Below are 25,506 nucleotides of genomic sequence, written 5' to 3'. Positions count from 1 at the left end.
AATCAAATAAAGGTTCCTTATGACTACGCATTTTCGACTTATTTTTACTACTTGTGCAAATGAGGCTGAAGCCCGTCAGTTGGCACAACATCTAGTTAAAGAAAAGCTAGCTGCTTGTGTGAACATTTTGCCTACTATTGAATCTATTTACATGTGGGAAGGCGAGGTGACTCAAGCAATTGAGAGTAAGTTACTGATCAAAACTAAGTCAGAAAAAATGAATGAGGTGATCCAAACTATCAAGAAATTGCATAGTTATGAGGTGCCTGAAATTCAGGTCGTTGATGTGGCTACAGGCAATTTAGCCTATTTTAATTGGATGGATGAGGTACTTAATTAATGCGATCGTTCCTTTTATTACTATGTGCACTGTGGCTTATGCCAGCAAGCGCAAGTAATAACAATTTACTTGGAAATCTACTACAACCTGCGGAGCAAACATTTCTCCCAGTTGATCAGGCTTTTGTTTTCGATTTTGACCAGCAAGGCAAAACGTTATTTATTGGCTGGGATATTGCGCCTGATTATTACCTTTATAAAAAGAAAGTCGAAATTATTGCCAAAGGCGCTGAAATTGAAGTTCCTGAGCTTGGCAAGGGCGTGATTATTGAAGATGAATTTTTTGGTAAGACCGAGGTGTTCTTTGATTCGTTAAGTGTTGTTTCTAAGCTCAGTAACGTCACAGAAGGTGCGGTTGTTAAAGTACGTTTTCAAGGCTGTGCCGAGGCGGGGTTATGTTATCCACCAGAAGTTAGAACCATTCCTTTATCTGTGATTGCAGGTGAGCAAGTATCACAGACTGCAGATGCGGGGAACGCATTGGCAGCATTAACACAAGCTGCTGATGCTAATGAAGCGTCATCAGCCCCTTCTCAAGCAGAATCAAAACCAGCTGGTGAGCAGTCATATACCGATAAGTTGGCATCGCAAGGTTTATTAACGAACCTAGTAATCTTCTTTTTAGTTGGTATTGGCCTTGCTTTTACGCCATGTGTATTCCCAATGTTTCCGATTCTGTCGAGCCTCATAGCAGGTCAGCAGAATTTATCGACTAAAAAAGCGTTCTCGCTGTCGTTTGTGTATGTACAAGGTATGGCCGTTACCTACGCGGCACTGGGCTTAGTGGTTGCATCTTTAGGTGGGCAAGTACAAGGGTATTTACAGCATCCGACGGTACTAATCAGTTTTAGTATCTTATTTGTATTGCTGGCAATGTCGATGTTTGGCTGGTACGAAATCAAATTACCTAGCGGCATGATGAATAAACTCACTCAGGTTAGTAACCAGCAAAAAGGCGGCAACTATGTTGGCGTATTTATGATGGGTGTACTGTCTGGTTTGATAGCTTCACCGTGTACAACAGCACCTTTGTCTGCTGCTTTACTTTATGTGGCGCAAAGTGGTGACTATCTCGTCGGTGGTTTAACGCTCTATGTACTCAGTTTAGGCATGGGCTTACCGCTGTTATTGTTGGGGACTTCTGGCGGTAAATTACTACCAAAAGCCGGTGGTTGGATGGAGCAAGTGAAAACCCTATTTGGTTTCATCATGCTAGTTGTGCCGCTAATTCTCCTTGAGCGTATTGTTGATATTGAAATCATTTGGTTAATGGCGGGATTATTAGCACTTGCTACAGCGCTTTATTTACACCATTGGCAAAGTGGTCAATCACAAGGCAAGCTAAAAACAGCATTGTGGTTTGCAGCAACCTTATTGGTTGTGACTGGGGCGAGTTTAACGAAAAATTATTTTTGGCCTAGCAAAGCGGTGGTTGCCGAAGCTGCTGTACAAACACATGGTTTTAGACAAGTTGCTAATCTAAGTGAATTAAAAGAAGAAATTGCACAGGCGAGCAGTGAAGGGCGCTTAGTAATGGTCGACTTATATGCCGACTGGTGTGTTGCGTGTAAAGAGTTTGAGCACTACACGTTTCCTGACGCTAAAGTGCAAGAGCAATTTGCTCACTTTGAATTAATTCAAATCGATTTAACACAAAGCGATGCAAAAACCATAGAGCTAATGGAAGAATACACGGTATTCGGTTTACCGAGCATTTTGTTCTTTGATAGCCAAGGTAATGAGCTTTTAGAGCAACGTGTAACTGGCTTTTTAAATGCCAAAGACTTTGCCGAACATTTAGCAAAAGTACAAAATACCGCTAAATAAACGCAAACGTGCAAGAAAATAGCAAAACGCCACTCATCTGAGTGGCGTTTTTGTATCTGCATCGTAAAAAATACTTATTTTAAGTGAAAAATAGCAAATTCACTCAGTGAAGTTCAATTTATCAGCAGCAAAACACCTGGAATGACCCTGTTGTGTGCCTTGCTATGCCTGAGTTTGCCCCGAGTTGGTAGTGATTAGACCAGTATTTTGCTGCTATTTACGTCGAAATATCTATAATAGGTGGTTAACGTGAGAAATAGTTGCTATTTTACATCAGCACGCTTAGGTTAAGCGTGGGTTTATGGTGAACATGGTTAAACTGCTTACTTATAGGATATATCGCGTATTATGGCTGCAAAATTCAAACTTTTAGTTCTAAATGGGCCAAATTTAAACATGCTTGGCAAGCGTGAACCAGAAAAGTACGGCACTCAATCTCTTGATGAGATTATAGCTGAACTTAGTGAGGTTGCTGCCGGTCTCAATGTTGATTTAACGCATTTCCAAAGTAACAGTGAAGCTGCATTAATAGAACGCATTCACGATGCATGGCAAGCGGTTGATGCAATTATTATCAACCCTGCTGCATTTACGCATACAAGCGTAGCCTTACGGGATGCATTACTCAGTGTAAACATTCCCTTTTACGAGGTGCATTTAAGTAATGTGCATGCTCGAGAAGCATTCCGTCATCATTCGTATTTTTCGGATGTGGCACAAGGCGTCATTATTGGATTAGGAGCAATGGGTTATAAGGTGGCACTTGAAGCTGCTGTTAGCCGGTTGCAAAACACACATTAATTTTTAAATAACTAACAGGCGGGTCGTTCAATGGATATTCGCAAGATCAAAAAACTTATCGAACTAGTAGAAGAATCTGGTATTGCTGAATTAGAAATCACTGAAGGTGAAGAGTCAGTACGCATCAATCGTAACAACATGTCTGCAGCACCTGCAATGCAGTATGCGCCACAACAGTTTGCAGCACCTGCGCCAGCAGCGGCACCAGCTCCAGTAGCAGAGGCACCAGCAGCAGAAGCGGCTGCTCCAGCTGCAGCAACTGGTCATCAAGTTAAATCTCCTATGGTTGGTTCATTCTACTCAGCAGCTTCTCCAGAAGCAGCACCATACGTAGAAGTAGGTTCTAAAGTAAATGTTGGCGATACGTTATGTATCGTTGAAGCAATGAAGATGATGAACCAAATCGAATCTGATAAAGCAGGCACAGTAAAAGCTATCTTAGTTGAAAATGGCGAGCCAGTAGAATTCGATCAACCTTTATTCATCATTGAATAATAGCGCAACAAAAGGCCAACTCTATGTTAGATAAAGTAGTCATTGCAAACCGAGGTGAAATTGCACTTCGCGTACTGCGCGCCTGCAAAGAGCTTGGGATCAAAACTGTTGCTGTGCATTCAACGGCAGACCGTGATCTTAAGCACGTGTTACTGGCAGACGAAACAATTTGTATTGGTAAACCAGCTGCAAGCGAAAGTTATTTAGATATTCCGCGCATTATTGCAGCGGCAGAAGTAACAGACGCGGTTGCTATTCACCCAGGTTATGGTTTCCTTTCTGAAAATGCAGACTTTGCTGATCAAGTTGAGCAAAGTGGCTTTGTATTTATCGGCCCTAAAGGCGACACAATTCGTTTAATGGGTGACAAAGTTTCTGCAATCGAAGCGATGCGTAAAGCAGGTGTACCTTGTGTACCAGGTTCTGATGGCCCATTAACGGCAGACAGCGAGCGCAACATTCAAATCGCTAAGCGTATTGGTTACCCTGTGATCATTAAAGCAGCAGGCGGCGGCGGTGGTCGTGGTATGCGTGTTGTTCGCAGCGAAAAAGAACTGGTTGATTCAATCGCTCTTACTCAGCAAGAAGCAAAGCAGTTCTTCGGTAATGGTATGGTTTACATGGAAAAATTCCTTGAAAACCCACGTCACATCGAAGTTCAAGTACTTGCTGACGGTCAAGGCAATGCAGTTCACTTAGGTGAGCGTGATTGTTCAATGCAACGTCGTCACCAAAAAGTTGTTGAAGAAGCGCCAGCGCCAGGTATCACAGCTGAAATGCGTAAGTTCATCGGTGATCGTTGTACTCGTGCATGTATCGAAATTGGTTATCGCGGTGCAGGTACGTTCGAATTCTTATACGAAAACGGCGAGTTCTATTTCATCGAAATGAATACCCGTATTCAGGTTGAGCACCCAGTAACAGAAATGGTCACTGGCGTTGACTTAATCAAAGAGCAGCTAAAAATTGCAGCGGGTCAGCCATTATCATTCACACAAGAAGATGTGGTTATTCGTGGTCATGCAATTGAGTGCCGTATTAATGCGGAAGATCCAGAAACATTCATTCCATCACCAGGTAAAATCACGCGATTCCACCCTGCTGGCGGTTTAGGTATTCGTTGGGACAGCCACATTTACGCAGATTACACAGTACCACCTCATTACGATTCAATGATTGGTAAGCTGATCTGTTACGGTGAAAACCGTGATGTAGCCATTGCTCGTTCACGCAATGCGTTAAACGAATTAGTGATTGATGGCATCAAGACCAACACACCACTGCACAAGAAAATCTTGGCAGATGAGAACTTCCAAAATGGTGGTACAAACATCCACTACCTTGAGAAGAAACTAGGTCTGTAAACAAAATTCTGTTTAAGCTAAAAAGCCGGCAACTTTGCCGGCTTTTTTTTGTCAAATTAGGCATAAGAGCGGCTCTCGCCTTACAAAATTATTCTGGTATGATTAACAAAGTAATGTGTTTTTAGTTTTTCATGAGGTAATAATGACCGACAGTGTTGGTTTTCCACTCGCTGATGAAGCAGCAACGGTTAATATGGGTAAGCAACTTGCAACCTTAATGGAGCAAGGGGCAGTCATCTATTTACATGGTGATTTAGGTGCCGGTAAAACGACATTAACCCGTGGTATCGTGCAAGGTTTCGGTCATCAAGGTAAGGTTAAGAGTCCAACTTATACACTGGTTGAGCCTTACCAATTAGCTAAAGCTGATGTCTATCACTTTGATTTATATCGCTTAGGTGATCCTGAAGAACTTGAATATATGGGAATTCGCGACTATTTTTCACCACAGGCTATTTGTGTTGTGGAATGGCCTGAAAAAGGCGGCGAATTTATTCCAACACCGGATCTTGATATCACCCTACGCTATGAAGGCGAGGCGCGTGCTATTGCAATTAACAGCTTAACCAAGCGTGGTCAGGCAATTGTTCAGCAACTTAAGAGCGCGCAAGAATAAACATATAAAAATAAAGGTGTATTAGTAAAAATGGGTCGTTGTACGTTTAAACTATTAACTACTTTGATGTTATTGGTTGTGAGCCAGATTGCGCTTGCACAAAATACGATTAATAGCGTACGTGTGTGGCCCTCACCTGACAGCACTCGCGTGGTCTTTGATTTAAACGATAAGCCAGACTTCAGCTATTTCATGCTGAAAAATCCAGCTCGTTTAGTCATTGATTTAAAAAATACAGACAAACTAGATAGCTTGCCTGCTATTCCTAAAAAGCATCAGATTGTTTCAAAACTGCGTTACTCAAAACCCAAAGATAGCAAAAGTGTGCGCTTTGTTTTTGAGCTAGCCCGAGCCAGCAAACCAGTGGTATTTGCTTTACTACCTACCGATCCATACAAACATCGTTTAGTGGTTGACCTTGTTGATAAAACACCGAAAGCAGAACCCGTTGCTTCGACCAATACCAGTGTGAAAAAACGCGAACTCAATCAAGAGCGCGATATTGTTATTGCCATTGACGCAGGTCATGGTGGTGAAGACCCAGGTTCAATTGGTCCATCGGGCACTTATGAAAAAGACATTACGCTGCAAATAGCGAAGCGCTTAGAGCGAATGATTGATGCTGAAAAAGGCATGATTTCGCGTATGGTGCGCCGCAGTGACTACTTTGTAAATTTAAACACCCGTACTAGCATTGCCCGTAAGAAAAAAGCTGACTTCTTTGTGTCTATTCATGCGGATGCCTTTACTAGCCCACAACCAAACGGTGCCTCAGTGTGGGTGCTATCACTGCGCCGTGCTAATTCAGAAATAGGTAAATGGATTGAGGATAAAGAAAAGCACTCGGAGCTTTTAGGTGGTGCAGCTGGGGTATTAAAAGATACCGCAAGCGAAAAATATTTAGCACAAGCACTGCTAGATATGTCGATGGATCACTCGATGAAAACAGGTTTTAATGTCGCAGAAGAAGTGGTTAGCGAATTAAGAAAAGTGGCTAAAATGCATAAAAAACGCCCACAAGCGGCGAGCCTTGCGGTATTAAAGTCACCGGATATTCCGTCTATTTTGGTCGAAACAGGGTTTATTTCGAATCCACGTGAAGAACGAATGCTAAAAACGGCGCAGCATCAGGAGCGCTTAGCAAAGGCAATTTTTACCTCGATTAAAAATTACTACATGCAAAACCCGCCAGATGACTCGCTATTCGCTAAGTTAAAGTCGCAGTTTCCGACTAAACACAAAGTTCGTCCAGGTGAGTCGTTAAGTATTTTAGCAAGCAGATATAACACCTCTGTTAGTAAGCTAAAAACGGCCAACAACTTAAAATCGAATACCTTGTTTATTGGTCAAGAGCTTGATATTCCTCAAAGCTAGTCAATTTTCGTGTTAGGAACACTATGAGTATAGAAATACTACCCGCGCGATTGGCTAACCAAATTGCAGCGGGTGAAGTGGTTGAACGCCCTGCATCCGTTGTTAAAGAGCTGGTCGAAAACAGTTTAGATGCCGGCGCAACGCGCATTCAAATAGATATTGAACGTGGTGGTCATAAGCTTATTCGCATCCGCGATAATGGCTCTGGCATTAATAAAGATGAATTAACATTAGCCTTGTCGCGCCATGCCACAAGTAAGCTTAAGTCACTCGATGACCTAGAGAACATCTGCTCACTGGGTTTTCGTGGTGAAGCACTGGCATCTATTAGCTCAGTGTCGCGATTAACCTTAAGCTCAAAACCACAACAGCAAGAGGCTGCATGGCAAGCGTTTGCTGAAGGTCGCGATATGGCGGTGCAAGTCAAGCCAACCGCACACCCTGATGGCACCACCATTGAGGTGAAAGACTTATTCTTTAATACCCCTGCGCGCCGTAAATTTCTTCGCACCGAGAAAACCGAGTTTTCACATATTGATGAGCTCATAAAGCGTATTGCGCTGAGTCGTTTTGATGTCTCTATCACCCTGACTCATAATGGCAAAGTAGTGCGTCAATACCGTGCTAAACCGAACCCTGAGCAAGCAATAGCGCGTGTCGCTCAAGTTGCTGGTAAAGCGTTTAGTGAGCAGGGGCTGCATATTCAATCAGGTGAAGCTGGTTTGATGTTGCGCGGTTGGGTATTACCCGTGGGCTCAACGAATAGCACGCAATATACCTATGTTAATAATCGCATGATGCGCGATAAACTCATTTTGCATGCAATCCGCCAAGCCTTTGAAGAAGTCGCAGGCTCAGAAGAGCTACCAGGTTTTGTCATTTATATTGATATTGACCCACGTCAGGTCGATGTAAACGTGCACCCTGCTAAACATGAAGTGCGTTTTCATCAAGGCCGTTTAGTGCATGACTTTATCCTGCAGGCAATAAAACAAGTGGTGGTGCCGCTTCAGCATGAAGCCGGTTTTACAGAGCACAATGACACTGCTTTTAAGCATGCCCCGCTTGATGAGACACACCTAAGCAGCATGCAGCCTAGTTTTACTCAATCAGCGCCAACAGAGCAGTATGATTACCCCAAATCTGAATTACAGCTGACGAGAACACCGAGTTATTCTGGAGCAACAGGAGCTGGGCGCTCAGGCGGCGGTTTTAGTAGCGACAGCCAAGGCCGCAGTAAAACATCGCATCAAGATGTAAATGCATTTTATCAAGGGATCAGTGAGCAACATGCTGCGCATTTTGACCAAGTACGCCCAGAGCCAAGCATTGCAGCGCCGGTTGTTGAGCAAGCAAAACTCGCCAAACTCATCCACGTCCGTGAAGGTGAGTGCGTATTTAGTGAAGACAACCAGCTATTTGCAGCTCACTTTAAAAATGCTTTAGCACTGGACTGGCAAGCGCACGTAGAGCAAGGAGGTAGCCTTGATGGTAAAGCCTTGTTGTTACCTGTGCGAGTAAATGCAAGTGCTGATGATATTAGCGCGCTAAATGATCAGCAGTCGTGGTTTACCTTACTTGGTTTTGATTTAGTCATTGAAAAACAATTTGTGATGGTGAAAAAGCTACCGCCTTGTGTGTATTTACTTGATGTCAGTAATGCTATTGAGCGGCTTATCAGTGGTTGCAAAACCTCGCCAAGTTCCCTCGATGAATGGTTAGATTGGTTAGCTCAGCAAATTCCAGCACGCTATTACGCAAGCCAAGCCTTTTTGGAACAAGTGGCTAGGTTAGAAAATAATCCACAAACTATGCAACGTTTACGTCAAAAAGCAGTTAAAATAGAACTATCTCAGTTTTTAAACTAAGCAAGGTATTTAGGCTTGAATAACTTACCCGTCATTTTTTTAATGGGACCAACCGCTGCAGGGAAAACAGATTTAGCAATTTCGCTGTGTGAGCATTTAAACACAGAAATAATCAGTGTTGATTCAGCATTAGTCTATAAAGATATGGACATCGGCACGGCAAAGCCAAATGCCGAAGAGCTTGCTCGTGCGCCGCATCATTTGATCGATATTATTGACCCAGCAGATAGTTATTCAGTAGCAGATTTTCGCCGTGATGCCATTGAAAAGATTGATCTATTTCATAAGCAAGGTAAAGTACCTGTATTGGTTGGCGGTACAATGATGTATTTTAAGTCGCTTATTGATGGCTTATCACCGCTACCAGAGGCATCACCTGAAGTACGTGCCGAGCTTGAAAAAGAAGCAAAGCAGTTAGGCTGGCCACATTTGCATAAAGAGCTTGTGAAAATTGATCCTGATGCAGCACAAAAAATAAGCGAAAATGATTCGCAACGAATTAATCGCGCATTGGAAGTGTATCGTATAACAGGTAAAACAATGACTGAGCTGCAAAAACAAAAACAGCCTGAGCTTCCTTATACTTTCCATCAATTTGCCATTGCGCCTGATGATCGCAGTGAATTACATCAGCGAATTGAGAAAAGGTTCAAAATAATGCTCGATCAGGGGTTTGAAAATGAAGTTTCATCCCTATATAAACGTAAGGATTTACACCCAGACCTACCTTCGATTCGTTGTGTGGGTTATAGACAAATGTGGGATTACATTGCTGGCGAAATTGACTATGATGAAATGGTCTTTCGCGGTATTGCAGCCACACGGCAGTTAGCCAAGAGACAACTGACTTGGTTAAGAGGTTGGCCTGATGTAACTTGGTTGACTTCGGGTGATGAAGAAAACTTGCAACGTGTAGTAAGTTCGCTAAGCTAGTAGTAGCTGAAAGTTTTTTAGCTTTGTTAAATTAGTTCAGCTACTTAATTATAATAACACCTAGAACGAAGGAAAATAACATGGCAAAAGGCCAGTCGTTACAAGACCCATTTTTAAATGCGTTACGTCGTGAGCGCATTCCAGTATCAATCTTTTTGGTTAATGGCATTAAATTGCAGGGTAAAATCCAGTCATTTGACCAATTTGTTATTTTACTTGAAAACACCGTTAATCAAATGGTGTATAAACACGCTATTTCAACTGTTGTTCCAGCGCGTTCTGTTAACTTCCAAGGTGTTCAAGGAAGTGATGATTCAGAAGAGCAAGAACCTGGAAATTTTTAAACTTAGGAGCGTAATGCTTGTTTGACCGTTATGAAGCCGGCGAACAGGCAGTTTTAGTTCATATCGACTTACCTAAAGAGGGGGATCGTGAAGATCTCCACGAATTAGAGTTGTTGGTATCTTCTGCTGGTGTTAGTAGTTTGGCGATTGTGCAAGGCAGTCGTCAAGCACCACATCCGAAACTTTTCGTCGGGACCGGAAAAGCAGAAGAAATCGCTGAAACTGTCAAAATCCACAATGCAGATGTCATCATTTTCAACCATCAACTTAGCCCGTCACAGGAGCGCAACTTAGAACGCGTTTGCCAGTGTCGTGTTCTTGATCGTACGAGTTTGATCCTAGATATTTTTGCGCAGCGAGCGCGTACTCACGAAGGTAAACTTCAGGTTGAGTTAGCTCAGTTACGCCATATTTCTACTCGATTGATCCGTGGTTGGACCCACCTTGAAAGACAAAAAGGGGGGATAGGTTTACGTGGTCCGGGTGAAACCCAGCTCGAAACCGATAGACGATTATTGCGCGCAAGAATTAAAAATATTCGTGCCCGTTTAGATAAAGTCGCTGTTCAACGTGAGCAGGGTAGGCGTGCACGAACGCGAAATGAAATTCCAACGGTTTCACTAGTTGGTTATACCAATGCTGGTAAATCAACGTTATTTAACCGCATTACAGATTCTGATGTGTATGCAGCCGACCAGTTATTCGCAACCCTAGATCCAACCTTACGTAAGTTGGATATTGGTGATATAGGTCCGGTTATTTTAGCTGATACGGTAGGTTTTATACGTCACTTACCGCATGACCTTGTTGCAGCGTTTAAAGCAACCTTAACAGAAACCCGTGAAGCTGATTTGCAGCTACATGTTATTGATGTGGCAGACCCTCGTCGAAAAGAAAATATTGAGCAAGTACAGTCTGTTTTAAAAGAAATTGAAGCAGATGAAGTGCCTCAGTTATTGGTTTATAACAAAATAGATGCACTAGATGACGTTGCGCCACGTATAGATAGAAACGATGAAGGTCAACCGGTACGAGTTTGGTTATCTGCGCGAACAGGCGTAGGCTGTGAGCTACTGTCTGAGGCAATTAATGAGTTACTTGCCAAGAAGATGTTTGCTGATGAACTAAAATTAGCACCACAATATGGTCGTATTCGTGCAGCATTATTTAACTTAAACGCAGTTCATCAAGAGAGTTTCGATGAACAAGGAAACTGGTTACTATCGGTACGCTTACCAATGGCAGACTGGAATCGCTTGAAAAAAGAGATGGGACAAGAGCTCGACTCTTTCGTAGTGACTAATTAAAAATCACCGGCATTTGTCTTTTTTAGTATGAGAAACGCTGTAGATTTGATAGATTTAACCTAATTCATTTAGATAACAATGGAGTATAGCTATGGCCTGGAATGAACCGGGTAATAATGGCAATGATAAAGATCCGTGGAATAATAAAGGCGGAAAAGATCAAGGCCCACCTGATTTAGACGAGGTAATGCGTAAGTTCGGCAACAAGTTTGGCGGTTTATTTGGTGGTAATAAACCAGGTAAAAGCGGCGGCGGACTTGGCGGCGCAGGCATTTCTTTCATCCTCATTATTGCCATCATTGTATGGGCATTAAGTGGTATTTACACGGTAAAAGAAGCTGAGCGCGGTATTGTTTTACAGTTTGGACAATATGACCGTATTGCAGAGCCTGGCTTACGTTGGAAAATGACTTTCATTGAACGTGTGATTCCGGTTGATATAGAAGCGGTTCGCTCTCTGTCTGCAAAAGGCTTCATGCTAACCGAAGACGAAAACGTGGTTAATGTAGAGTTTGAAGTACAGTACCGTGTTATCGATCCACACCTTTACAAGTTCAGTGTTACTGATGCTGACCACAGCTTACAACAAGCGCTTGATAGTGCACTACGTTATGTTATTGGCCATGTAAAAATGGACCAAGTGTTAACGACTGGTCGTGAGTTAGTGCGTCAACAAACGTGGGATGAGCTTAACAAAATCATCGAGCCTTACAATCTAGGTATTATTGTGAGCGATGTGAACTTTAAAGATTCACGTCCGCCGGGTGAAGTAAAAGATGCCTTTGATGACGCTATCGCTGCACAAGAAGATGAAGAGCGTTTCATCCGTGAAGCCGAAGCGTACGCTCGTGAAATTGAACCTCGTGCTCGTGGTCAAGTAACACGTATGACACAAGAAGCCGAAGCATACCGTGAACGTATTACACTTGAAGCACAAGGTGAAGTGGCTCGATTTGAAAAGCTATTACCAGAGTATCAAGCGGCAAAAGAAGTTACACGTAATCGCTTATATATTGATGCAATGGAAGAAGTGCTAAGTAACAGCTCTAAAGTGTTAGTTGATGTGAAAGGTGGTAACAATATGCTGTATTTACCACTTGATAAAATCATGGAAAAACAAGGTACAGCGACACGTGTTGCATTACCAAGCTCAAGTGATATTAAAGATCTTCGCAACAAAATAAACACTTCACGTAACAGTACGGTAAATTCAAGTAATGACCGTTTCGCAACTGACCGTTTCAATGAGGGGAGATAAGCAAGATGAAAAATTTTAGTTTAGTAATACTTGCCCTTGCAGTTGTGCTGTCTTTTTCTTCGATTTTTGTTGTACAAGAAGGCGAGAAGGCAATCGTTCTGTTATTCAGCAAAGTTGAAAAAGATAGTAATGACAACGCGGTGGTATATGGTCCAGGATTACACTTAAAAGTGCCTTTCTTTAGCCAAGTACGTCGTTTAGATGCACGTATTCAAACGCTAGATGGTGCACCAGATCGCTTTGTAACAAGTGAGAAAAAAGATTTAATCGTTGATTCATATGTAAAATGGCGAATTAATGACTTTAGTGCTTTTTATCTTCGTGCTCGTGGTGATAAGCAATATGCAGAAACACTACTAAAGCAAAAAGTGAATAATGGCCTGCGTACTAACTTTGGTTCTCGTACTATCAGAGAAATTGTCTCAGGTGAGCGTAGTGAACTGATGGAAGAAGCATTAGTACAAGCTTCTGAAAGTGCACAAGAGCTAGGCATTGAAGTACTTGATGTGCGTGTAAAGCAAATTAACTTACCGCAAGAAGTGAGTAGCTCAATCTTCCAACGTATGCGAGCTGAGCGTACTGCGGTAGCTAAAGAGCACCGCTCTGAAGGTCAAGAAAAAGCTGAAACGATTCGTGCCGAAGTGGACCGTCGAGTCACAGTTATGCTTGCAGATGCTGAGCGTAATGCGCGTACTGTTCGTGGTCAAGGTGATGCAGATGCCGCTGCTATTTACGCGAATGCCTATAGCAAAGATGCAGAATTCTTTGGTTTTGTGCGTAGCCTAGAAGCGTATAAGAAGACTTTCAAAGATAAACAAGACGTGATGGTGCTTTCACCAGATAGCGACTTCTTTAATTATATGAAAGGTACAAAAGCACAGTAATTAAAATTTGTGTGATGAAAAGCCCTGCATTTTGTAGGGCTTTTTTGTTTCTGTGAATGATTAATTTTCATCCTCAACTTTTTTATAAACCTCTGTTCTGCCTGTAGTTGTTGAATTATTAAAGAAGGTAAAAATTCAGGCGCAGAAAAAATAAGCTAAACGGGGTGATCTTTCACCTCGTTTTCTGATAAAATCTCGTCCTAATTTTTTCTAAGTGAATTTGCAATGGGTAAAAACGTTGTTGTACTAGGCACCCAATGGGGTGACGAAGGTAAGGGTAAGGTAGTTGACCTCCTTACAGACAAAGCATCTTTAGTAGTTCGTTATCAAGGTGGTCATAACGCAGGCCATACTCTGGTAATCAACGGTGAAAAGACGGTTTTACACCTTATTCCATCGGGTGTATTACGTGACAATGTTAAGTGTGTGATCGGTAATGGTGTTGTTTTATCACCAGAAGCATTAATGAAAGAAATCGGCATGCTAGAAGAGCGTGGCGTACCAGTACGTGAGCGCTTATTAATCAGCGAAGCATGTCCATTAATTTTACCTTTCCACATTGCATTAGATTTAGCCCGTGAAAAAGCACGTGGCGATAAGCCAATTGGTACTACAGGTCGTGGTATCGGTCCAGCTTATGAAGATAAAGTAGCACGTCGTGGTTTACGTGTAGGTGACTTATTCAACCCTGAACAGTTTGCTAGCAAGCTTAAAGAAGTATTGGAATACCATAACTTCACATTAGAGCATTACTACAAAGCTGAACCAGTTGACTTCCAAAAGACATTTGACGATGCAATGGCTATCGCAGATATCTTAAAAGCAATGGTTGTTGATGTTACTGAGCTTCTTGATCAAACTCGTTTAGCTGGTGATAACATCTTATTTGAAGGTGCACAAGGTACATTACTTGATATCGACCATGGTACATACCCGTACGTAACATCATCAAATACGACTGCTGGTGGTGTAGCAACTGGTGCTGGTTTTGGTCCACTACACCTTGATTACGTATTAGGTATTATCAAAGCATACACGACACGTGTAGGTTCAGGTCCTTTCCCTACAGAGCTTTATGACGGTCTTGATAAACAAGATCCAGTTGGTAAGCACTTAGGTGATAAAGGCCATGAGTTCGGTGCAACGACAGGTCGTTTACGCCGTACAGGTTGGTTAGATGCAGTAGCAATGCGCCGTGCAGTTCAAATCAACAGCATCTCAGGCTTCTGTTTAACTAAACTAGATGTATTAGACGGTTTAGAAACATTAAAAATCTGTACTGGTTACCAGTTAGAAGATGGCACTGTAACGAACGTTACACCATTAGCTGCTGAAGGTTACGAGAAAGTAACGCCAGTATACGAAGAAATGCCTGGCTGGTCTGAAAACACAGTAGGTGTAACGTCAGTTGATCAATTACCACAAGCGGCACTTGATTACATCAAACGTATTGAAGAAATCACTGGTGTTCCAGTTGATATTATCTCTACAGGTCCTGACCGTGTAGAGACGATGGTATTACGCAACCCGTTTGCATAATTGCCATAGTGACTAAAAAAGCTGCTTCGGCAGCTTTTTTTGTGCCTAAAATTCACTCTGGAATGATAATTGTATATTATTTGCTAAGACCGACTTTTTTTAAGTGATTTTGATGCGTGTTTTATTGCCTTTAACATTACTCTTTTCCAGCCTGAGCATGGCTGAAGAGCCCATTGCAGCAGTACCTCTGTACTCAGAGAGCGAGTTAATTGGCTTGATCAATAAAAATGCACACCTAGCACGTGTAAAGGCAGATGATTGCCAGTTAGTACAAGATATCGAAGCACGAGCCAATAAAATGGCACTACCATCGTATCAGTTCTTGTATGGTGATATGTTAGCTTATGCGGTGTGTGTAGACCGCAATGTAGAATTAGGGGTTTATTATATGCGTCAGGCCGCTCAACAAGGGCTAAGCGCTGCATTAGAGCAACTTGGCCGCTACTATGATACAGGACGGCTCGTACAGCAAGATAAAGCCATGGCGGTAACCTATCTGCGTGAAGCGTCTGCGCAAGGCAACTTAAAAGCGCAAATGCGTTTAGTAAATCTGTTTAACCAAGGTTATGGCAGTCCACGTGATTATGAAGATGCCTACCGTTGGTTATTTCATTCAATGGTTGCTGATAAAGCTACTCACAAAAAAATCGAAAACTTACTAGCGAAGCTTGCCGAAAAGATGCCAGACAGCGTCGTTGAGCGCGCGCGTTTACCTATGTAGAAACATACAAATAAAAAGGCCAGCTGATGCTGGCCTATTGTTATACCAATCCGCAATAATACTTAATCATTTTGAGGGATTAAACCTGTCGCTACCTGCGTTAAAAATTTCTCATTTAGAACAACTAAATAACGAAATTTTTGCCTTGTTATCAACAAGGTTTTCTTGCCTCAAAATAGACTATTTAATTAAGCGAATTGGTATTATTTCTCTTCTTTACTTTCTTTTGGTTTGCCGTTGTTTGGGTCTTTTAACACCGACAACTTAGGTGGTTGTAGCGCAACGATACGCTCACCTACTTGTGGTGTCTTTTCCATACTTGTCGTAAATGGGCGAATTTTAATTGGTGAATCGTCATCATCATTTTTTTCACCATTTAAAATGAACAGTGGGATTGCTTCGCTATTGATCTCTTTGTATTGCTCCCAACTAAATTCCTCAGAAATGCGAGTTGCACTGACTTTGCCGCCTTTGGCTATTAAGCTACTTAAGCGAGCGTACGCACCATTGTCTCCAAACAAAATCTGACGTGATAAGAACGTCGCACTGTCTTTGTTTGCTTTAGCATGGTTAGTTGAAGAGCGCAGTGAAAACACGTCTTTTTCGTCGAGTAAATGCGAGAAATATTGCACGCCCAATGCGTTGTGATGACGGTTAGGCGATAGCGCTAATACGCTACGAATCGTCGTTAATGGTAAATAACGCTCTGCATGTTCTGATTGCGGGTTACCATAGTAACAAGGTAAGCCGTCCATGCGCGCCATTTTACAGTTTTCCCATGCAGGATCAGACAAGTGCACCGGAATGTTTTGATCTTTTAAGCCACAAGCAATAGCACGTGCTACATGGTTTGCACCAATAATTAATATGGTATTTGGAGCAGGCTGGCGTACTTTTAATAGTTTAGCTAATGGCGTTGCTGTCAGGCTTTGTAGTACCACTGTTACTATGATCACAGTGAATATGAGTGGCACTATTTTTTCGGCGTCGGCAATGCCTGCTTCTACCATACTCAAAGCGAATACAGAGCCTACCGCTGCTGCAACAATGCCTCGTGGCGCAATCCACGATAGCACTAAGCGAGACTTTAGCGGTAAATCGGTTTTAAAGGTTGATATTGCAATACATGCTGGACGTGCCACGAAGAGCACGATAGCTAAGAAAATAAATACATCGCTATGTAGCATCATTAAATCAGATAACTGTAGGCGGGCTGCAAGTAAGATGAATAGCGATGAAATTAAGATCATCGAAAGGTCTTCTTTAAACTCAAGTACTGAGTCAATTTCGAGCTCATCTTGATTAGCAAGCCAAATACCAAATACGGTTACAGCCAATAGACCAGATTCATGACTTAAGTGGTTAGACACAGTAAAACTAATTAATACTAAAGCTAAAATACCAAATTTATGTAATTCGAAAGGGAGCCATTCGCGGCGTATCAGTAATGTAGTAAGCCAACCTGCAACCACACCAATTGTTAAACCCACCCCTAAAGTTTTAAATAGGGCGATAATGGTATGGCTTAGTACTTCGCCTTGACCTACAAGCATTACAGCTTCGAATACGAGTACAGCGAATAATGCGCCAATTGGGTCTATTACTATGCCTTCCCAGCGTAAAATACGATCGATATCTTGAGTAGGTCTCATAGAGTTTAACAGCGGTGCGATAACCGTAGGACCAGTAACGACAAGAACTGCACCAAGTACAGCGGCAACCCGCCAATTCAGCTCTAAAATCCAATAAGCACTTAGGCTTACCACCAAGCATGTTGTGATCATCCCGATGGAGCAGAGGTTGCGAACAACCTTGCCGATACCTTTGAGCTCTCTAAAGTGCAGGGTAAGTGAACCCTCGAATAAGATCACCGCTACGCTTAAAGAAACCACAGGAAATAATAAATCCCCTAACAGTGCGTCAGGTTCAAGCACACCACTAAATGGTCCAAGTATTAAACCTGTTAGTAGTAAAAATAAAATAGCCGGTACACGAAACGCCCATGCTACCCACTGTGCTAATACAGAGCACAAGGCGATCCCTGCTATATAAATTGCTGACATAGAATGAATTATCCTTTAGTTACTACTATTTAAAAAATACCAACACCTTAGATAATCGTGTTTGAAGACGATAAACAGCCGCTGAACTTTTAAAAAATACTTATCTATTAAAGCCTACTCACCGTCATGGATACAAGCAAACTTGTTGCTTCAAATACGATTTTAGTCGTTATTACTACTTTTTGGACTATTTTGAAAACAAAAATCTGATTTGTTAATGAAAAATCATCAGATCGAAGATGTTGCGTCCTAAGTTACTGTTAAAAAATGTCTATTTTTACTATTTATGGTAAGTATAAAAGCCATGATTACTTTTTACACTTGATCTTTGACCCTGATTTCCCGTATTATATTTCGTGTTCAAACAATTTGATATCTAAATATTTATAAGCGTTGTCTTATACTTTCAGAGTTCTACCTCTAAATAATCAATTGTTTGTAACAGTTTTAGTGTTTTATACACTTTGTTTTCTAATTAAATAGAAATGAGCTTGTTAGTGTTCAGTGTGTATTTATTACGTGTTGAATAGAATTAAAGTTCATTATCTGGTCAATGTTTAGCTCCCATCGTGGCAGCTAAATCTCGGTCATACAATCTACACCCTATCTGTTGGTGTACCAGATTGTATAGGCTCTATGTATGTTGTTATTAATAAAAGCCGCACACAGCTTTTTACAGCGATACATAAACAACACTTATCTTTTTTTATCAACTTATGGTTTATAACCGTTTGGTCTACTGACTGAATAAAAGTTGTGCTATATCTAATCGCAGTATTTGCGTGGCGTAGTCGTGTGCATAGATAAGTCGTTTGGCAAAGTGATAATAGTCAGTGCGTTTAGTTGTGCTAAACGCGAGTCTTTTAATCAGTGGCAAATTGGCACTGAACAGATAGTAAAATGGAAAGTTGAACAGTTATGCAAAAGTTAAATTGGCGACGTATAGTACTAAAAGTAGGTAGCGCATTAATCGCACCCGAACAAGACGGGTGTCGCTCACGTTATTTACTGACCATTGCACAGTTCATCGTTCGCTGTCGAGCGCAAGGTATCGAAGTGATTTTAGTATCATCAGGTTCGGTAGCTGCTGGTTCGCATTTATTCCCAGAACAAGAAAAACGTTCAGTGACGATGAAAAAAGCAATGGCTGCTGCCGGTCAAACAGAAATGATGGCAATGTGGGATCGATTTTTTGATTTTCCTTCGGCACAGATTTTATTAACCCACGGTGACTTACGTGACCGTGAGCGTTACACCAGTATTCGTGAAACAGTTTTCACCTTACTTGAACATGGTGTATTACCTATCATTAATGAGAATGACACGGTAACGACCGATGATTTAAAAGTTGGCGACAATGATAACCTGTCGGCAATGGTCGCCGCAGCTGCGGATGCAGATGCATTGATGATTTTTTCGGATGTTGATGGTCTTTATGACAAAAATCCGAATTTACATGAAGATGCTGTGTTGCTTCCTGAAATTGAAAATATTGATGAATCAATTTATGCCATGGCCGGTTGTGCAACCAGTGCCGTTGGTACAGGTGGTATGAAAACGAAAATTGAAGCGGCTGAAAAAGCCACTTCACATGGTATTACAACTTTTATCTTAAATGGTTTTAAAGAAGAGACGTTTAATCGACTACTAGCGGGTGACAACCCAGGTACTATCTTCACACCATATGAAAAACCAATGCAAGAGGCTGTGCATTGGATGACTCACACAGCGAATGAGCAAGGTGAGGTTGTAGTTGAAGGTTCATTTGATGAATCATTAAAAGATGAAGACGGCTGTATTCGTAGCGACGAGATCGTTGCGGTGCACGGAGAATTTGGCGTAGGCGATACTATACTAGTTCGTAGTGATGATGGTACGCGTCTAGCAAAAGCAACAGCGAATTACAGTAGCTGTTTATTGAATTTTATTGCTGACAACGAGCAAAGTGAATTTAGCGAAAAAATGCAAGATTCAATCGGCCCAGTTGTTTCAGAGAAAGATATCGCATTATTGGAGAAGTCATGAGTTTAATTACGGATATTTCGAGTCAAGCTGCCAAAGCTGCAACCCAGTTAGCTTTACTTGATACTGCTACTAAGAATCAAGTTTTAGCTGAGATGGCACAGGCATTACGTGAAAGCAAAGCCTTTATCATCAAAGAAAACGAAAGCGATTTAGCGGCAGCACGTGATAATAACCTTGCTGCATCTATGATTGACCGATTAACGCTTAACGATGAGCGTATTGAAGCTATGGCTGAAGGTATTGAAGTCATTGTTAGTCTTGATGATCCTGTGGGTCAATTACGCGAAATTTCAGAGCGCCCGAATGGTATCAAGATCAGCAAGATGCGCGTACCACTTGGTGTTGTGTGCATGATTTATGAAGCACGTCCAAATGTGACGGCTGATGCTGGTGCATTATGCTTTAAATCAGGTAATGGTGTTATTTTACGTGGTGGTAAAGAAGCACTACGTAGTTCACAAGCGATCGCTAGCGTGATGCACAAAGTACTTGAGAAGCATGGTTTACCAGCAGCGTTGATTTCAGTGATCCCAGATCCAGACCGTGGTCTACTAATGGAACTGATGCAACAACGTGACACTATTGATTTAATCATCCCGCGTGGTGGTGAGGGTTTAATTAATTTTGTAACAGAAAACAGTACCATTCCAGTAATTCAGCACTTTAAAGGTGTTTGTCACCTTTATGTCGATAAAGACGCTGATCTGAATGTCGCTATCAACTTATTATTAAATGGTAAAACTCAGCGTACCGGTGTGTGCAATGCCCTAGAAGGTTTAGTGGTACACCAAGATATTGCAGATGAGTTTTTAAATCTATGTGCAGTGGTACTTCGTCAAGAAGGCGTAAAAGTAAACGCAGATGCTAAAGCTGCTGAATACTTTGATAATGCTACTGTGCTTGCTGATGATGAATTTGGTGAAGAGTACTTAGATTTAGAAATCGCAATCAAAGTTGTGCCTGATTTTGCTGGTGCAATTGATCATATTGCTAAGTTTGGTTCAAACCACACTGAAGTGATTTGTACTAAAGACCAAGCTGCGGCTGAGCTATTCCAACGCAGCGTTGATGCCTCTGTTGTGATGGTTAATGCGTCATCGCGTTTTTCTGATGGTTCACAGCTAGGTCTAGGTGCTGAGATTGGTATTGCGACAACTAAGCTACATGCTTACGGTCCAATGGGTCTTGAGTCACTTACGACTGAAAAATACTTAGTGAATGGCGAAGGTCAAATTCGTGAGTAACCGATAACAGGTGATCATTTTAAAAGCCGGGCTCTGCTCGGTTTTTTTATGTCTAAAACAAGTTTACTTTAATAAAGTAAAACGTATAAACGACTAGAAATATAAAAATTGGTTAGATAACTTAGTTTTGATTATTAAATTCGGCAGGTTGCCTAAAGAAAGGTAGGAAAGTGGTGGAGCTAAGCAGGATCGAACTGCTGACCTCCTGCGTGCAAGGCAGGCGCTCTCCCAGCTGAGCTATAGCCCCACATTCCTAAAATACAGGATGCTTAAGTCTTGCGTCTCAAGCGGGGTGAACTTTAAATATTTTTACATATTTGGTCAAGTATTTTTTTTAAAATGTTCGAATTTTTACTCTATTGTTTTATTTTTGGTAGACTAAAGCGCATTCACTGTACAAGGCTTATCCAATAATGAAAAAAATAGCATGGCTTTTGGTTGTTTTACTTACCGGTTGCGCAAGCCAAGGAGAAGCACCTCCATTTGAAATTAATAATAAGCAGTTTTATGAAAAAAATGACGACCAAGGCAATAAAATTTTTGCCTATGTGGTGTCAGTTAAAGCACAAGGAAGACAGCCAATTAACCTTGATAAGCCAATGACACGCAGGCAGTTTAAAGACTTTGCCGAGCAAGAAGTATTTGAAGAATCGAGCAACTTAAAACTTATGCTCGAAGATCAAGCGGTCGAATTATTAAATAAAGAGCTTAAAGAACGAAAGTACTGCGACGATAAACACGTTATTGACGAAGTATTATGGCGTGATTTAAGTGTGCAATTACGAGGACGTTGTTTGTAAATGTATGCAGATAAAAATAAGTTAGCTGCTACGCTAGCTCAATTAGATATTAACTATGATGTGATTGAGCATCCACCGTTACATGGTAGTTTAGATGCCGATAAATTTATGCTCGATAGACCGGGCACACGATTAAAAAACCTGTTTTTACGAGATAACGAAGGCAAGCGGCATTTTTTAGTGATCACTGCCCATGACAAGCAGCTTGACTTAAAAGCCATTGCTCAGCAGCAAGGGTTATCTCGTTTAGGATTTGCATCTGATGAGCGGTTAGCGCGTTATCTGAAAGTGCCACCGGGCTGTGTTTCTATGCTGGCACTTTTAAACGACAAACAAAATAATGTTACCCTTTGGCTAGACCAAGAAATTTGGTTCAACGAGCTTTTTCATTGTCACCCTTTTGAAAATACCGCGACATGGTTGATGAAAAAAGATGACTTAGAGCTATTTTTTGCAAGTACTGGGCATCAGCCTCGTATCGTATTTCTTCCAGCCAAATAAACTAAGCTTAAACCCACTAAGCAAACTAAAAGTAGCACGGTCATAAAGGCAACTTGGCCGTGTTGCTGATATACCAGTCCAGGCAATAACGAACCGAGTGCGCCACCGCTGTAATAAAACGATACATAACCCCCATTGGTGACACTTGCAGGTGCACTGCTGATTTTATTTACTAATGGCGCCGCACTTGAGTGGATCACGAACATTGCGCCACAAAAGCCGGTAAAAGCAATAACAAAAAGTATTAACTGCTGACTCATCAGTAGCACCATGGTCAGACTATAGAATACAAATACCCAAGTTAATAAACGCCAAGGTGTTGATGACTTTCGTAACAGCCAAGGTGTAGCTATGGATGCGAGTGCACCAAGCAAGTAACCGCTGTAAACCAGCCCGATATCTCGGGTATTAGTGATAGCAAAACTGTCTTGTAGGATAAAAGGTAAATAATTCAATAGCGCTGCAAAGCAAAAGAACATACAAAAAATCGCTCCATATAGCTTTAATACCTGCGGATCTTTTAATTGTTTTAGATACAACAGAGGCGATTTGGCTGCATGAATGCTCGCACCTTTGCTTGATTTTGGAATGGTGATTGCAAACAGTACTAACCCTAACGCAATCACATAATAAAAGCTTTGCCAGCTCAAAAAGTCAGTAAATAAGGCCGCGAGTATACGTCCAAAGTAACCGCCGACGATGGTGCTGCCAATGTATAGGGTCATATTACGCTGTAATTGGTCGGCCTGATAAGTTACACCAATATAACTGGTCATGGCTGTGAGAGCCGCTGGGAGAGTGAGCCCTTGAATAAAGCGAACCAGTAATAGCAATTCAAAACTAGGTGCTAAGGTAAAAGCGACACAGCTTATTGCTAGCACAAACATAGCAATCTTTAAAATTGTTAACGGATTTCGTTTTGCTAAAAACAAGCCATACACTAAAGGGGCGATAGCCAATGGCAGCATGGTCGCTGTCATTAAGCTACCTGCAGTGGCTGGCAATACAGAAAAATAGTTGGCAAATAATCCAAGCAAGGGTTGTGGGGCGTATAAAACAAAGAAAATAAATACAGAGCAAAGTAACAAATGTCGCAGCTGCATTTTAAGCTCCCGAGAGGAAAAGCCCTAGCTTATCGGGTACAGGGTTTTTTACAAGTTCAAAGGCGACTAAAATTATAAATCTTGCGTTAAATCAATATGTCATGATTTCATCGCGTGTTAATCTCACTGCAATATACTCGATTGCTGTGAATCAAGTGGGCTCAGTACTGTTATTTGTTGGCAGAGCTGATTAAAATAACCCTAATACGCATTAATAAATTGGAATTTCGTCATGGGTTCATTACAAGATCAATTACTTAAGGCTGGCCTTACTACGTCACACAAAGCTAAAGTAGCCAAAACAGAGAAGCGCAAGCAGCAAAAGAAGAAAAAGAAAGGCGCAACGAGTAATCCTAGCGATCTACAAAAACATATAGAGCAAACTAAGCTAGAGCAACAGAAAAAAGCTGATGAGCTTAATCAAGCGCGTTTAGAAGAGCAGAAACAACGTGAGCAAGTGGCTCGCGTTAAGCAGATTTTAGAGCATCACAATCAAGAAGAGATCCGTGGAGATCGTACATTTAACTTCACTTATCAAAATAAAGTGAAAGAGCTCGAAGTAAACGAAAAAACACAGAAGGCCCTAGCTGGTGGCCGTTTAGCAATTTGTGTTTTAGAAGGCCAATTTTTTGTACTGGAAGACGAACCAGCACGAAAAGTCGCTGAAGTCAGCGAAGATTATATAGTGTTCCATGTTGAGCCTGAAGATAAGCAAAAGGATGAAGATGATCCGTATGCTGATTTTGAAGTACCTGATGATTTAATTTGGTAGTTATTGTTTCGATTGCCATTACAATTTTCGGGTGCAATATTGTTAAATCATGGTCTACACTAAAGAAAATGTTTAATAACCCGTCAAAAAAGAGAAGATACAAATGAGCAAGATCACGAAAATTTTATGTGGGGCTGGCATTGCAATGGCTGCAAGCCTATCTTTTAATACTATGGCTGCCGATGGTGCAACACTTTACACAGCTAAGCTTTGTCAAACTTGTCATGGTGCAGAAGGTAAAGCACCTATCATGCCTCAGTACCCTAAGTTAAACGGTCAAAATAAAGAGTACTTACTAGCCCAAATGAAAGATATCAAATCAGGTGCGCGTAGTAACGGTATGACTGCTGCAATGAAAGCGATGGTTGCAAATGTATCTGAAGAAGAAATGTCTGCAATTGCTGATTACTTATCTCAAGTAAAATAAGCGCTAATTGAGTGAAAAAGGCCACATCAATTGATGTGGCCTTTTTGTATCAACTATTGATCATCCATTAATAGTAATTTAGACTTCTATACATCTATTTGTGCAGTGTCACATATACAAGGTTTTCCATGTTTGACTTACCAAAACTCGATTTAAAAAATAAAGTATCTGAACAAGAATGGCAGCTACGTGTTGATCTAGCTGCATGCTACCGTTTAGTTGATCATTTTCGATGGGGTGATTTAATTTACACCCACCTATCGGCGCGTTTACCAGGCACAGATCACTATTTAGTTAATGCATTTGGTTTAAGTTTTGACGAAGTGACTGCATCAAATCTTGTGAAGGTAGATTTAGCTGGCAATATTCTTGATGACACGCCGTTTAAAATTAATCCGGCAGGTTTTACCATTCACAGTGCTATTCATGAAGTACGTGATGACGCTCATTGTGTAATTCATTTACATACAAAAGAGACCATTGCCGTTGCAACGCAAGAAAAAGGCCTGTTACCACTAAGCCAATACTCAATGTTCTCATTACCATCATTGTCTTATCATGGCTACGAAGGGTTAGCGGTAAACAGTGACGAGAAAAAGCGTTTACAGGATGACTTAGGCACCACTAATCACATGCTATTGGTTAACCATGGTGGCTTAACCGTGGGACCAACAGTAGGTGATGCCTTTATGCGCTTTTATGATTTGCAGCGCGCCTGTGAAATTCAATTGGCTATTCAAGCCAGTGGCCAAACGGCAATCCCAGTACCACAACCTATTATCGATAATATTTATAATCAAGCGAATGTCGTGCATAGCGGCAGCACCGGTGGCCAGTTAGCTTGGCCAGCAATGCTACGTAAAGCTTATCGTCTTGATCCTAGTTTTGCTCAGTAAGGAGT

24 protein-coding genes and 1 tRNA gene are annotated in these 25,506 nt (G+C 41.5%); 22 read left to right on the top strand and 3 right to left on the bottom strand.

Annotation, left to right across the window (positions count from 1 at the left end; all coding sequences use genetic code 11):
* Positions 1-19 precede the first annotated feature (19 nt).
* From cutA to J8Z25_RS15145, 15 genes are all read left to right on the top strand, one after another.
* Positions 20-340 carry a divalent-cation tolerance protein CutA gene (cutA, locus tag J8Z25_RS15215; RefSeq protein WP_054552426.1) on the top strand — a complete coding sequence of 107 codons (321 nt, stop codon included), beginning with the start codon at positions 20-22 and terminating at the stop codon, positions 338-340.
* Entirely contained in the window at positions 340-2,166 is a 1,827-nt protein-coding gene (locus tag J8Z25_RS15210; RefSeq protein WP_250661340.1) for a protein-disulfide reductase DsbD, read from the top strand. The genes cutA and J8Z25_RS15210 overlap by 1 nt, the downstream gene beginning before the upstream one ends.
* Before the next feature lie 348 nt (positions 2,167-2,514).
* A complete protein-coding gene (aroQ, locus tag J8Z25_RS15205; RefSeq protein ID WP_250661339.1) occupies positions 2,515-2,967 on the top strand; it encodes a type II 3-dehydroquinate dehydratase in 453 nt (150 codons plus the stop codon).
* Between the two features lie 30 nt (positions 2,968-2,997).
* Positions 2,998-3,462, top strand: a complete 465-nt coding sequence (accB, locus tag J8Z25_RS15200; protein ID WP_250661338.1) for an acetyl-CoA carboxylase biotin carboxyl carrier protein — start codon at positions 2,998-3,000, stop codon at positions 3,460-3,462.
* A 23-nt stretch (positions 3,463-3,485) separates the two neighbouring features.
* Entirely contained in the window at positions 3,486-4,826 is a 1,341-nt protein-coding gene (gene accC / locus J8Z25_RS15195) for an acetyl-CoA carboxylase biotin carboxylase subunit (RefSeq protein ID WP_250661337.1), read from the top strand.
* A 142-nt stretch (positions 4,827-4,968) separates the two neighbouring features.
* Positions 4,969-5,442 (top strand): tRNA (adenosine(37)-N6)-threonylcarbamoyltransferase complex ATPase subunit type 1 TsaE, encoded by a 474-nt coding sequence (tsaE, locus tag J8Z25_RS15190; RefSeq protein WP_054563487.1) that lies wholly within the window; start codon positions 4,969-4,971, stop codon positions 5,440-5,442.
* Between the two features lie 66 nt (positions 5,443-5,508).
* A complete protein-coding gene (locus J8Z25_RS15185; protein WP_250662041.1) occupies positions 5,509-6,816 on the top strand; it encodes an N-acetylmuramoyl-L-alanine amidase in 1,308 nt (435 codons plus the stop codon).
* A 23-nt stretch (positions 6,817-6,839) separates the two neighbouring features.
* Positions 6,840-8,684, top strand: a complete 1,845-nt coding sequence (gene mutL, locus J8Z25_RS15180; protein WP_250661336.1) for a DNA mismatch repair endonuclease MutL — start codon at positions 6,840-6,842, stop codon at positions 8,682-8,684.
* A 15-nt stretch (positions 8,685-8,699) separates the two neighbouring features.
* The gene (gene miaA, locus J8Z25_RS15175; RefSeq protein WP_250661335.1) at positions 8,700-9,617 is read left to right on the top strand and encodes a tRNA (adenosine(37)-N6)-dimethylallyltransferase MiaA; all 918 of its coding nucleotides are present in this window, start codon (positions 8,700-8,702) and stop codon (positions 9,615-9,617) included.
* A gap of 80 nt (positions 9,618-9,697) precedes the next feature.
* A complete protein-coding gene (gene hfq, locus J8Z25_RS15170) occupies positions 9,698-9,961 on the top strand; it encodes an RNA chaperone Hfq (protein ID WP_130050381.1) in 264 nt (87 codons plus the stop codon).
* Positions 9,962-9,978: 17 nt separating this feature from the next.
* On the top strand, positions 9,979-11,268 hold the full coding sequence (gene hflX / locus J8Z25_RS15165) for a ribosome rescue GTPase HflX (protein WP_130050382.1): 1,290 nt from the start codon (positions 9,979-9,981) through the stop codon (positions 11,266-11,268).
* Between the two features lie 91 nt (positions 11,269-11,359).
* Complete coding sequence (gene hflK, locus J8Z25_RS15160) at positions 11,360-12,526, top strand: FtsH protease activity modulator HflK (protein ID WP_130050383.1); 1,167 nt, start codon at positions 11,360-11,362, stop codon at positions 12,524-12,526.
* A gap of 5 nt (positions 12,527-12,531) precedes the next feature.
* Positions 12,532-13,410 carry a protease modulator HflC gene (gene hflC / locus J8Z25_RS15155; protein WP_130050384.1) on the top strand — a complete coding sequence of 293 codons (879 nt, stop codon included), beginning with the start codon at positions 12,532-12,534 and terminating at the stop codon, positions 13,408-13,410.
* A gap of 225 nt (positions 13,411-13,635) precedes the next feature.
* Positions 13,636-14,949, top strand: coding sequence for an adenylosuccinate synthase (locus J8Z25_RS15150; protein ID WP_130050385.1), 1,314 nt, complete (start codon positions 13,636-13,638; stop codon positions 14,947-14,949).
* Between the two features lie 112 nt (positions 14,950-15,061).
* Positions 15,062-15,670: a tetratricopeptide repeat protein gene (locus tag J8Z25_RS15145; RefSeq protein WP_130050386.1), complete on the top strand. Its 609-nt coding sequence runs from the start codon at positions 15,062-15,064 to the stop codon at positions 15,668-15,670.
* A gap of 203 nt (positions 15,671-15,873) precedes the next feature.
* On the opposite strand, the gene J8Z25_RS15140 is transcribed toward J8Z25_RS15145, so the two are convergent.
* Positions 15,874-17,733 (bottom strand): cation:proton antiporter, encoded by a 1,860-nt coding sequence (locus J8Z25_RS15140; protein WP_250661334.1) that lies wholly within the window; start codon positions 17,731-17,733, stop codon positions 15,874-15,876.
* A gap of 918 nt (positions 17,734-18,651) precedes the next feature.
* Here J8Z25_RS15140 and proB point away from each other — a divergent pair.
* Together proB and J8Z25_RS15130 are read left to right on the top strand one after the other, a co-directional pair.
* On the top strand, positions 18,652-19,758 hold the full coding sequence (gene proB, locus J8Z25_RS15135; RefSeq protein WP_130050388.1) for a glutamate 5-kinase: 1,107 nt from the start codon (positions 18,652-18,654) through the stop codon (positions 19,756-19,758).
* Entirely contained in the window at positions 19,755-21,002 is a 1,248-nt protein-coding gene (locus J8Z25_RS15130; RefSeq protein ID WP_130050389.1) for a glutamate-5-semialdehyde dehydrogenase, read from the top strand. The genes proB and J8Z25_RS15130 overlap by 4 nt, the downstream gene beginning before the upstream one ends.
* A 171-nt stretch (positions 21,003-21,173) precedes the next feature.
* Here J8Z25_RS15130 and J8Z25_RS15125 read toward each other — a convergent pair.
* Positions 21,174-21,249, bottom strand: a tRNA-Ala gene (locus J8Z25_RS15125).
* Positions 21,250-21,415: 166 nt separating this feature from the next.
* Between J8Z25_RS15125 and J8Z25_RS15120 the strand changes: the two genes are divergently transcribed.
* Both J8Z25_RS15120 and J8Z25_RS15115 read left to right on the top strand, forming a co-directional pair.
* Positions 21,416-21,802, top strand: coding sequence for a putative periplasmic lipoprotein (locus J8Z25_RS15120; protein ID WP_130050390.1), 387 nt, complete (start codon positions 21,416-21,418; stop codon positions 21,800-21,802).
* Positions 21,803-22,303: a prolyl-tRNA synthetase associated domain-containing protein gene (locus J8Z25_RS15115; RefSeq protein WP_130050391.1), complete on the top strand. Its 501-nt coding sequence runs from the start codon at positions 21,803-21,805 to the stop codon at positions 22,301-22,303.
* On the opposite strand, the gene J8Z25_RS15110 is transcribed toward J8Z25_RS15115, so the two are convergent.
* Positions 22,270-23,406, bottom strand: coding sequence for an MFS transporter (locus J8Z25_RS15110; RefSeq protein ID WP_130050392.1), 1,137 nt, complete (start codon positions 23,404-23,406; stop codon positions 22,270-22,272). The two genes, J8Z25_RS15115 and J8Z25_RS15110, sit on opposite strands and share 34 nt — an antisense overlap.
* 232 nt (positions 23,407-23,638) lie before the next feature.
* On the opposite strand from J8Z25_RS15110, the gene J8Z25_RS15105 reads away from it, so the two are divergent.
* The 3 genes from J8Z25_RS15105 (at position 23,639) to J8Z25_RS15095 (ending at position 25,501) form a co-directional block, all read left to right on the top strand.
* Positions 23,639-24,178 carry a DUF2058 domain-containing protein gene (locus tag J8Z25_RS15105; RefSeq protein ID WP_130050393.1) on the top strand — a complete coding sequence of 180 codons (540 nt, stop codon included), beginning with the start codon at positions 23,639-23,641 and terminating at the stop codon, positions 24,176-24,178.
* A gap of 103 nt (positions 24,179-24,281) precedes the next feature.
* Positions 24,282-24,605: a c-type cytochrome gene (locus J8Z25_RS15100; RefSeq protein WP_130050394.1), complete on the top strand. Its 324-nt coding sequence runs from the start codon at positions 24,282-24,284 to the stop codon at positions 24,603-24,605.
* A gap of 128 nt (positions 24,606-24,733) precedes the next feature.
* The gene (locus tag J8Z25_RS15095) at positions 24,734-25,501 is read left to right on the top strand and encodes a class II aldolase/adducin family protein (protein ID WP_130050395.1); all 768 of its coding nucleotides are present in this window, start codon (positions 24,734-24,736) and stop codon (positions 25,499-25,501) included.
* Positions 25,502-25,506: the final 5 nt, after the last annotated feature.

Source organism: Pseudoalteromonas sp. SCSIO 43101 (assembly GCF_023650775.1).
Lineage (GTDB): Bacteria > Pseudomonadota > Gammaproteobacteria > Enterobacterales > Alteromonadaceae > Pseudoalteromonas > Pseudoalteromonas apostichopi.
This window is presented reverse-complemented; position numbering and strand designations above follow the sequence as displayed.

Excerpts from the sequence above, each read along its gene's own strand:
- cutA (WP_054552426.1), top strand. The coding sequence starts at position 20 with ATGACTACGCATTTTCGACTTATTTTTACTACTTGTGCAAATGAGGCT.
- J8Z25_RS15210 (WP_250661340.1), top strand. The coding sequence starts at position 340 with ATGCGATCGTTCCTTTTATTACTATGTGCACTGTGGCTTATGCCAGCA.
- aroQ (WP_250661339.1), top strand. The coding sequence starts at position 2,515 with ATGGCTGCAAAATTCAAACTTTTAGTTCTAAATGGGCCAAATTTAAAC.
- accB (WP_250661338.1), top strand. The coding sequence starts at position 2,998 with ATGGATATTCGCAAGATCAAAAAACTTATCGAACTAGTAGAAGAATCT.
- accC (WP_250661337.1), top strand. The coding sequence starts at position 3,486 with ATGTTAGATAAAGTAGTCATTGCAAACCGAGGTGAAATTGCACTTCGC.
- tsaE (WP_054563487.1), top strand. The coding sequence starts at position 4,969 with ATGACCGACAGTGTTGGTTTTCCACTCGCTGATGAAGCAGCAACGGTT.
- J8Z25_RS15185 (WP_250662041.1), top strand. The coding sequence starts at position 5,509 with ATGTTATTGGTTGTGAGCCAGATTGCGCTTGCACAAAATACGATTAAT.
- mutL (WP_250661336.1), top strand. The coding sequence starts at position 6,840 with ATGAGTATAGAAATACTACCCGCGCGATTGGCTAACCAAATTGCAGCG.
- hfq (WP_130050381.1), top strand. The coding sequence starts at position 9,698 with ATGGCAAAAGGCCAGTCGTTACAAGACCCATTTTTAAATGCGTTACGT.
- hflK (WP_130050383.1), top strand. The coding sequence starts at position 11,360 with ATGGCCTGGAATGAACCGGGTAATAATGGCAATGATAAAGATCCGTGG.
- hflC (WP_130050384.1), top strand. The coding sequence starts at position 12,532 with ATGAAAAATTTTAGTTTAGTAATACTTGCCCTTGCAGTTGTGCTGTCT.
- J8Z25_RS15150 (WP_130050385.1), top strand. The coding sequence starts at position 13,636 with ATGGGTAAAAACGTTGTTGTACTAGGCACCCAATGGGGTGACGAAGGT.
- J8Z25_RS15145 (WP_130050386.1), top strand. The coding sequence starts at position 15,062 with ATGCGTGTTTTATTGCCTTTAACATTACTCTTTTCCAGCCTGAGCATG.
- J8Z25_RS15140 (WP_250661334.1), bottom strand. The coding sequence starts at position 17,733 with ATGTCAGCAATTTATATAGCAGGGATCGCCTTGTGCTCTGTATTAGCA.
- proB (WP_130050388.1), top strand. The coding sequence starts at position 18,652 with ATGCAAAAGTTAAATTGGCGACGTATAGTACTAAAAGTAGGTAGCGCA.
- J8Z25_RS15130 (WP_130050389.1), top strand. The coding sequence starts at position 19,755 with ATGAGTTTAATTACGGATATTTCGAGTCAAGCTGCCAAAGCTGCAACC.
- J8Z25_RS15120 (WP_130050390.1), top strand. The coding sequence starts at position 21,416 with ATGAAAAAAATAGCATGGCTTTTGGTTGTTTTACTTACCGGTTGCGCA.
- J8Z25_RS15115 (WP_130050391.1), top strand. The coding sequence starts at position 21,803 with ATGTATGCAGATAAAAATAAGTTAGCTGCTACGCTAGCTCAATTAGAT.
- J8Z25_RS15110 (WP_130050392.1), bottom strand. The coding sequence starts at position 23,406 with ATGCAGCTGCGACATTTGTTACTTTGCTCTGTATTTATTTTCTTTGTT.
- J8Z25_RS15105 (WP_130050393.1), top strand. The coding sequence starts at position 23,639 with ATGGGTTCATTACAAGATCAATTACTTAAGGCTGGCCTTACTACGTCA.
- J8Z25_RS15100 (WP_130050394.1), top strand. The coding sequence starts at position 24,282 with ATGAGCAAGATCACGAAAATTTTATGTGGGGCTGGCATTGCAATGGCT.
- J8Z25_RS15095 (WP_130050395.1), top strand. The coding sequence starts at position 24,734 with ATGTTTGACTTACCAAAACTCGATTTAAAAAATAAAGTATCTGAACAA.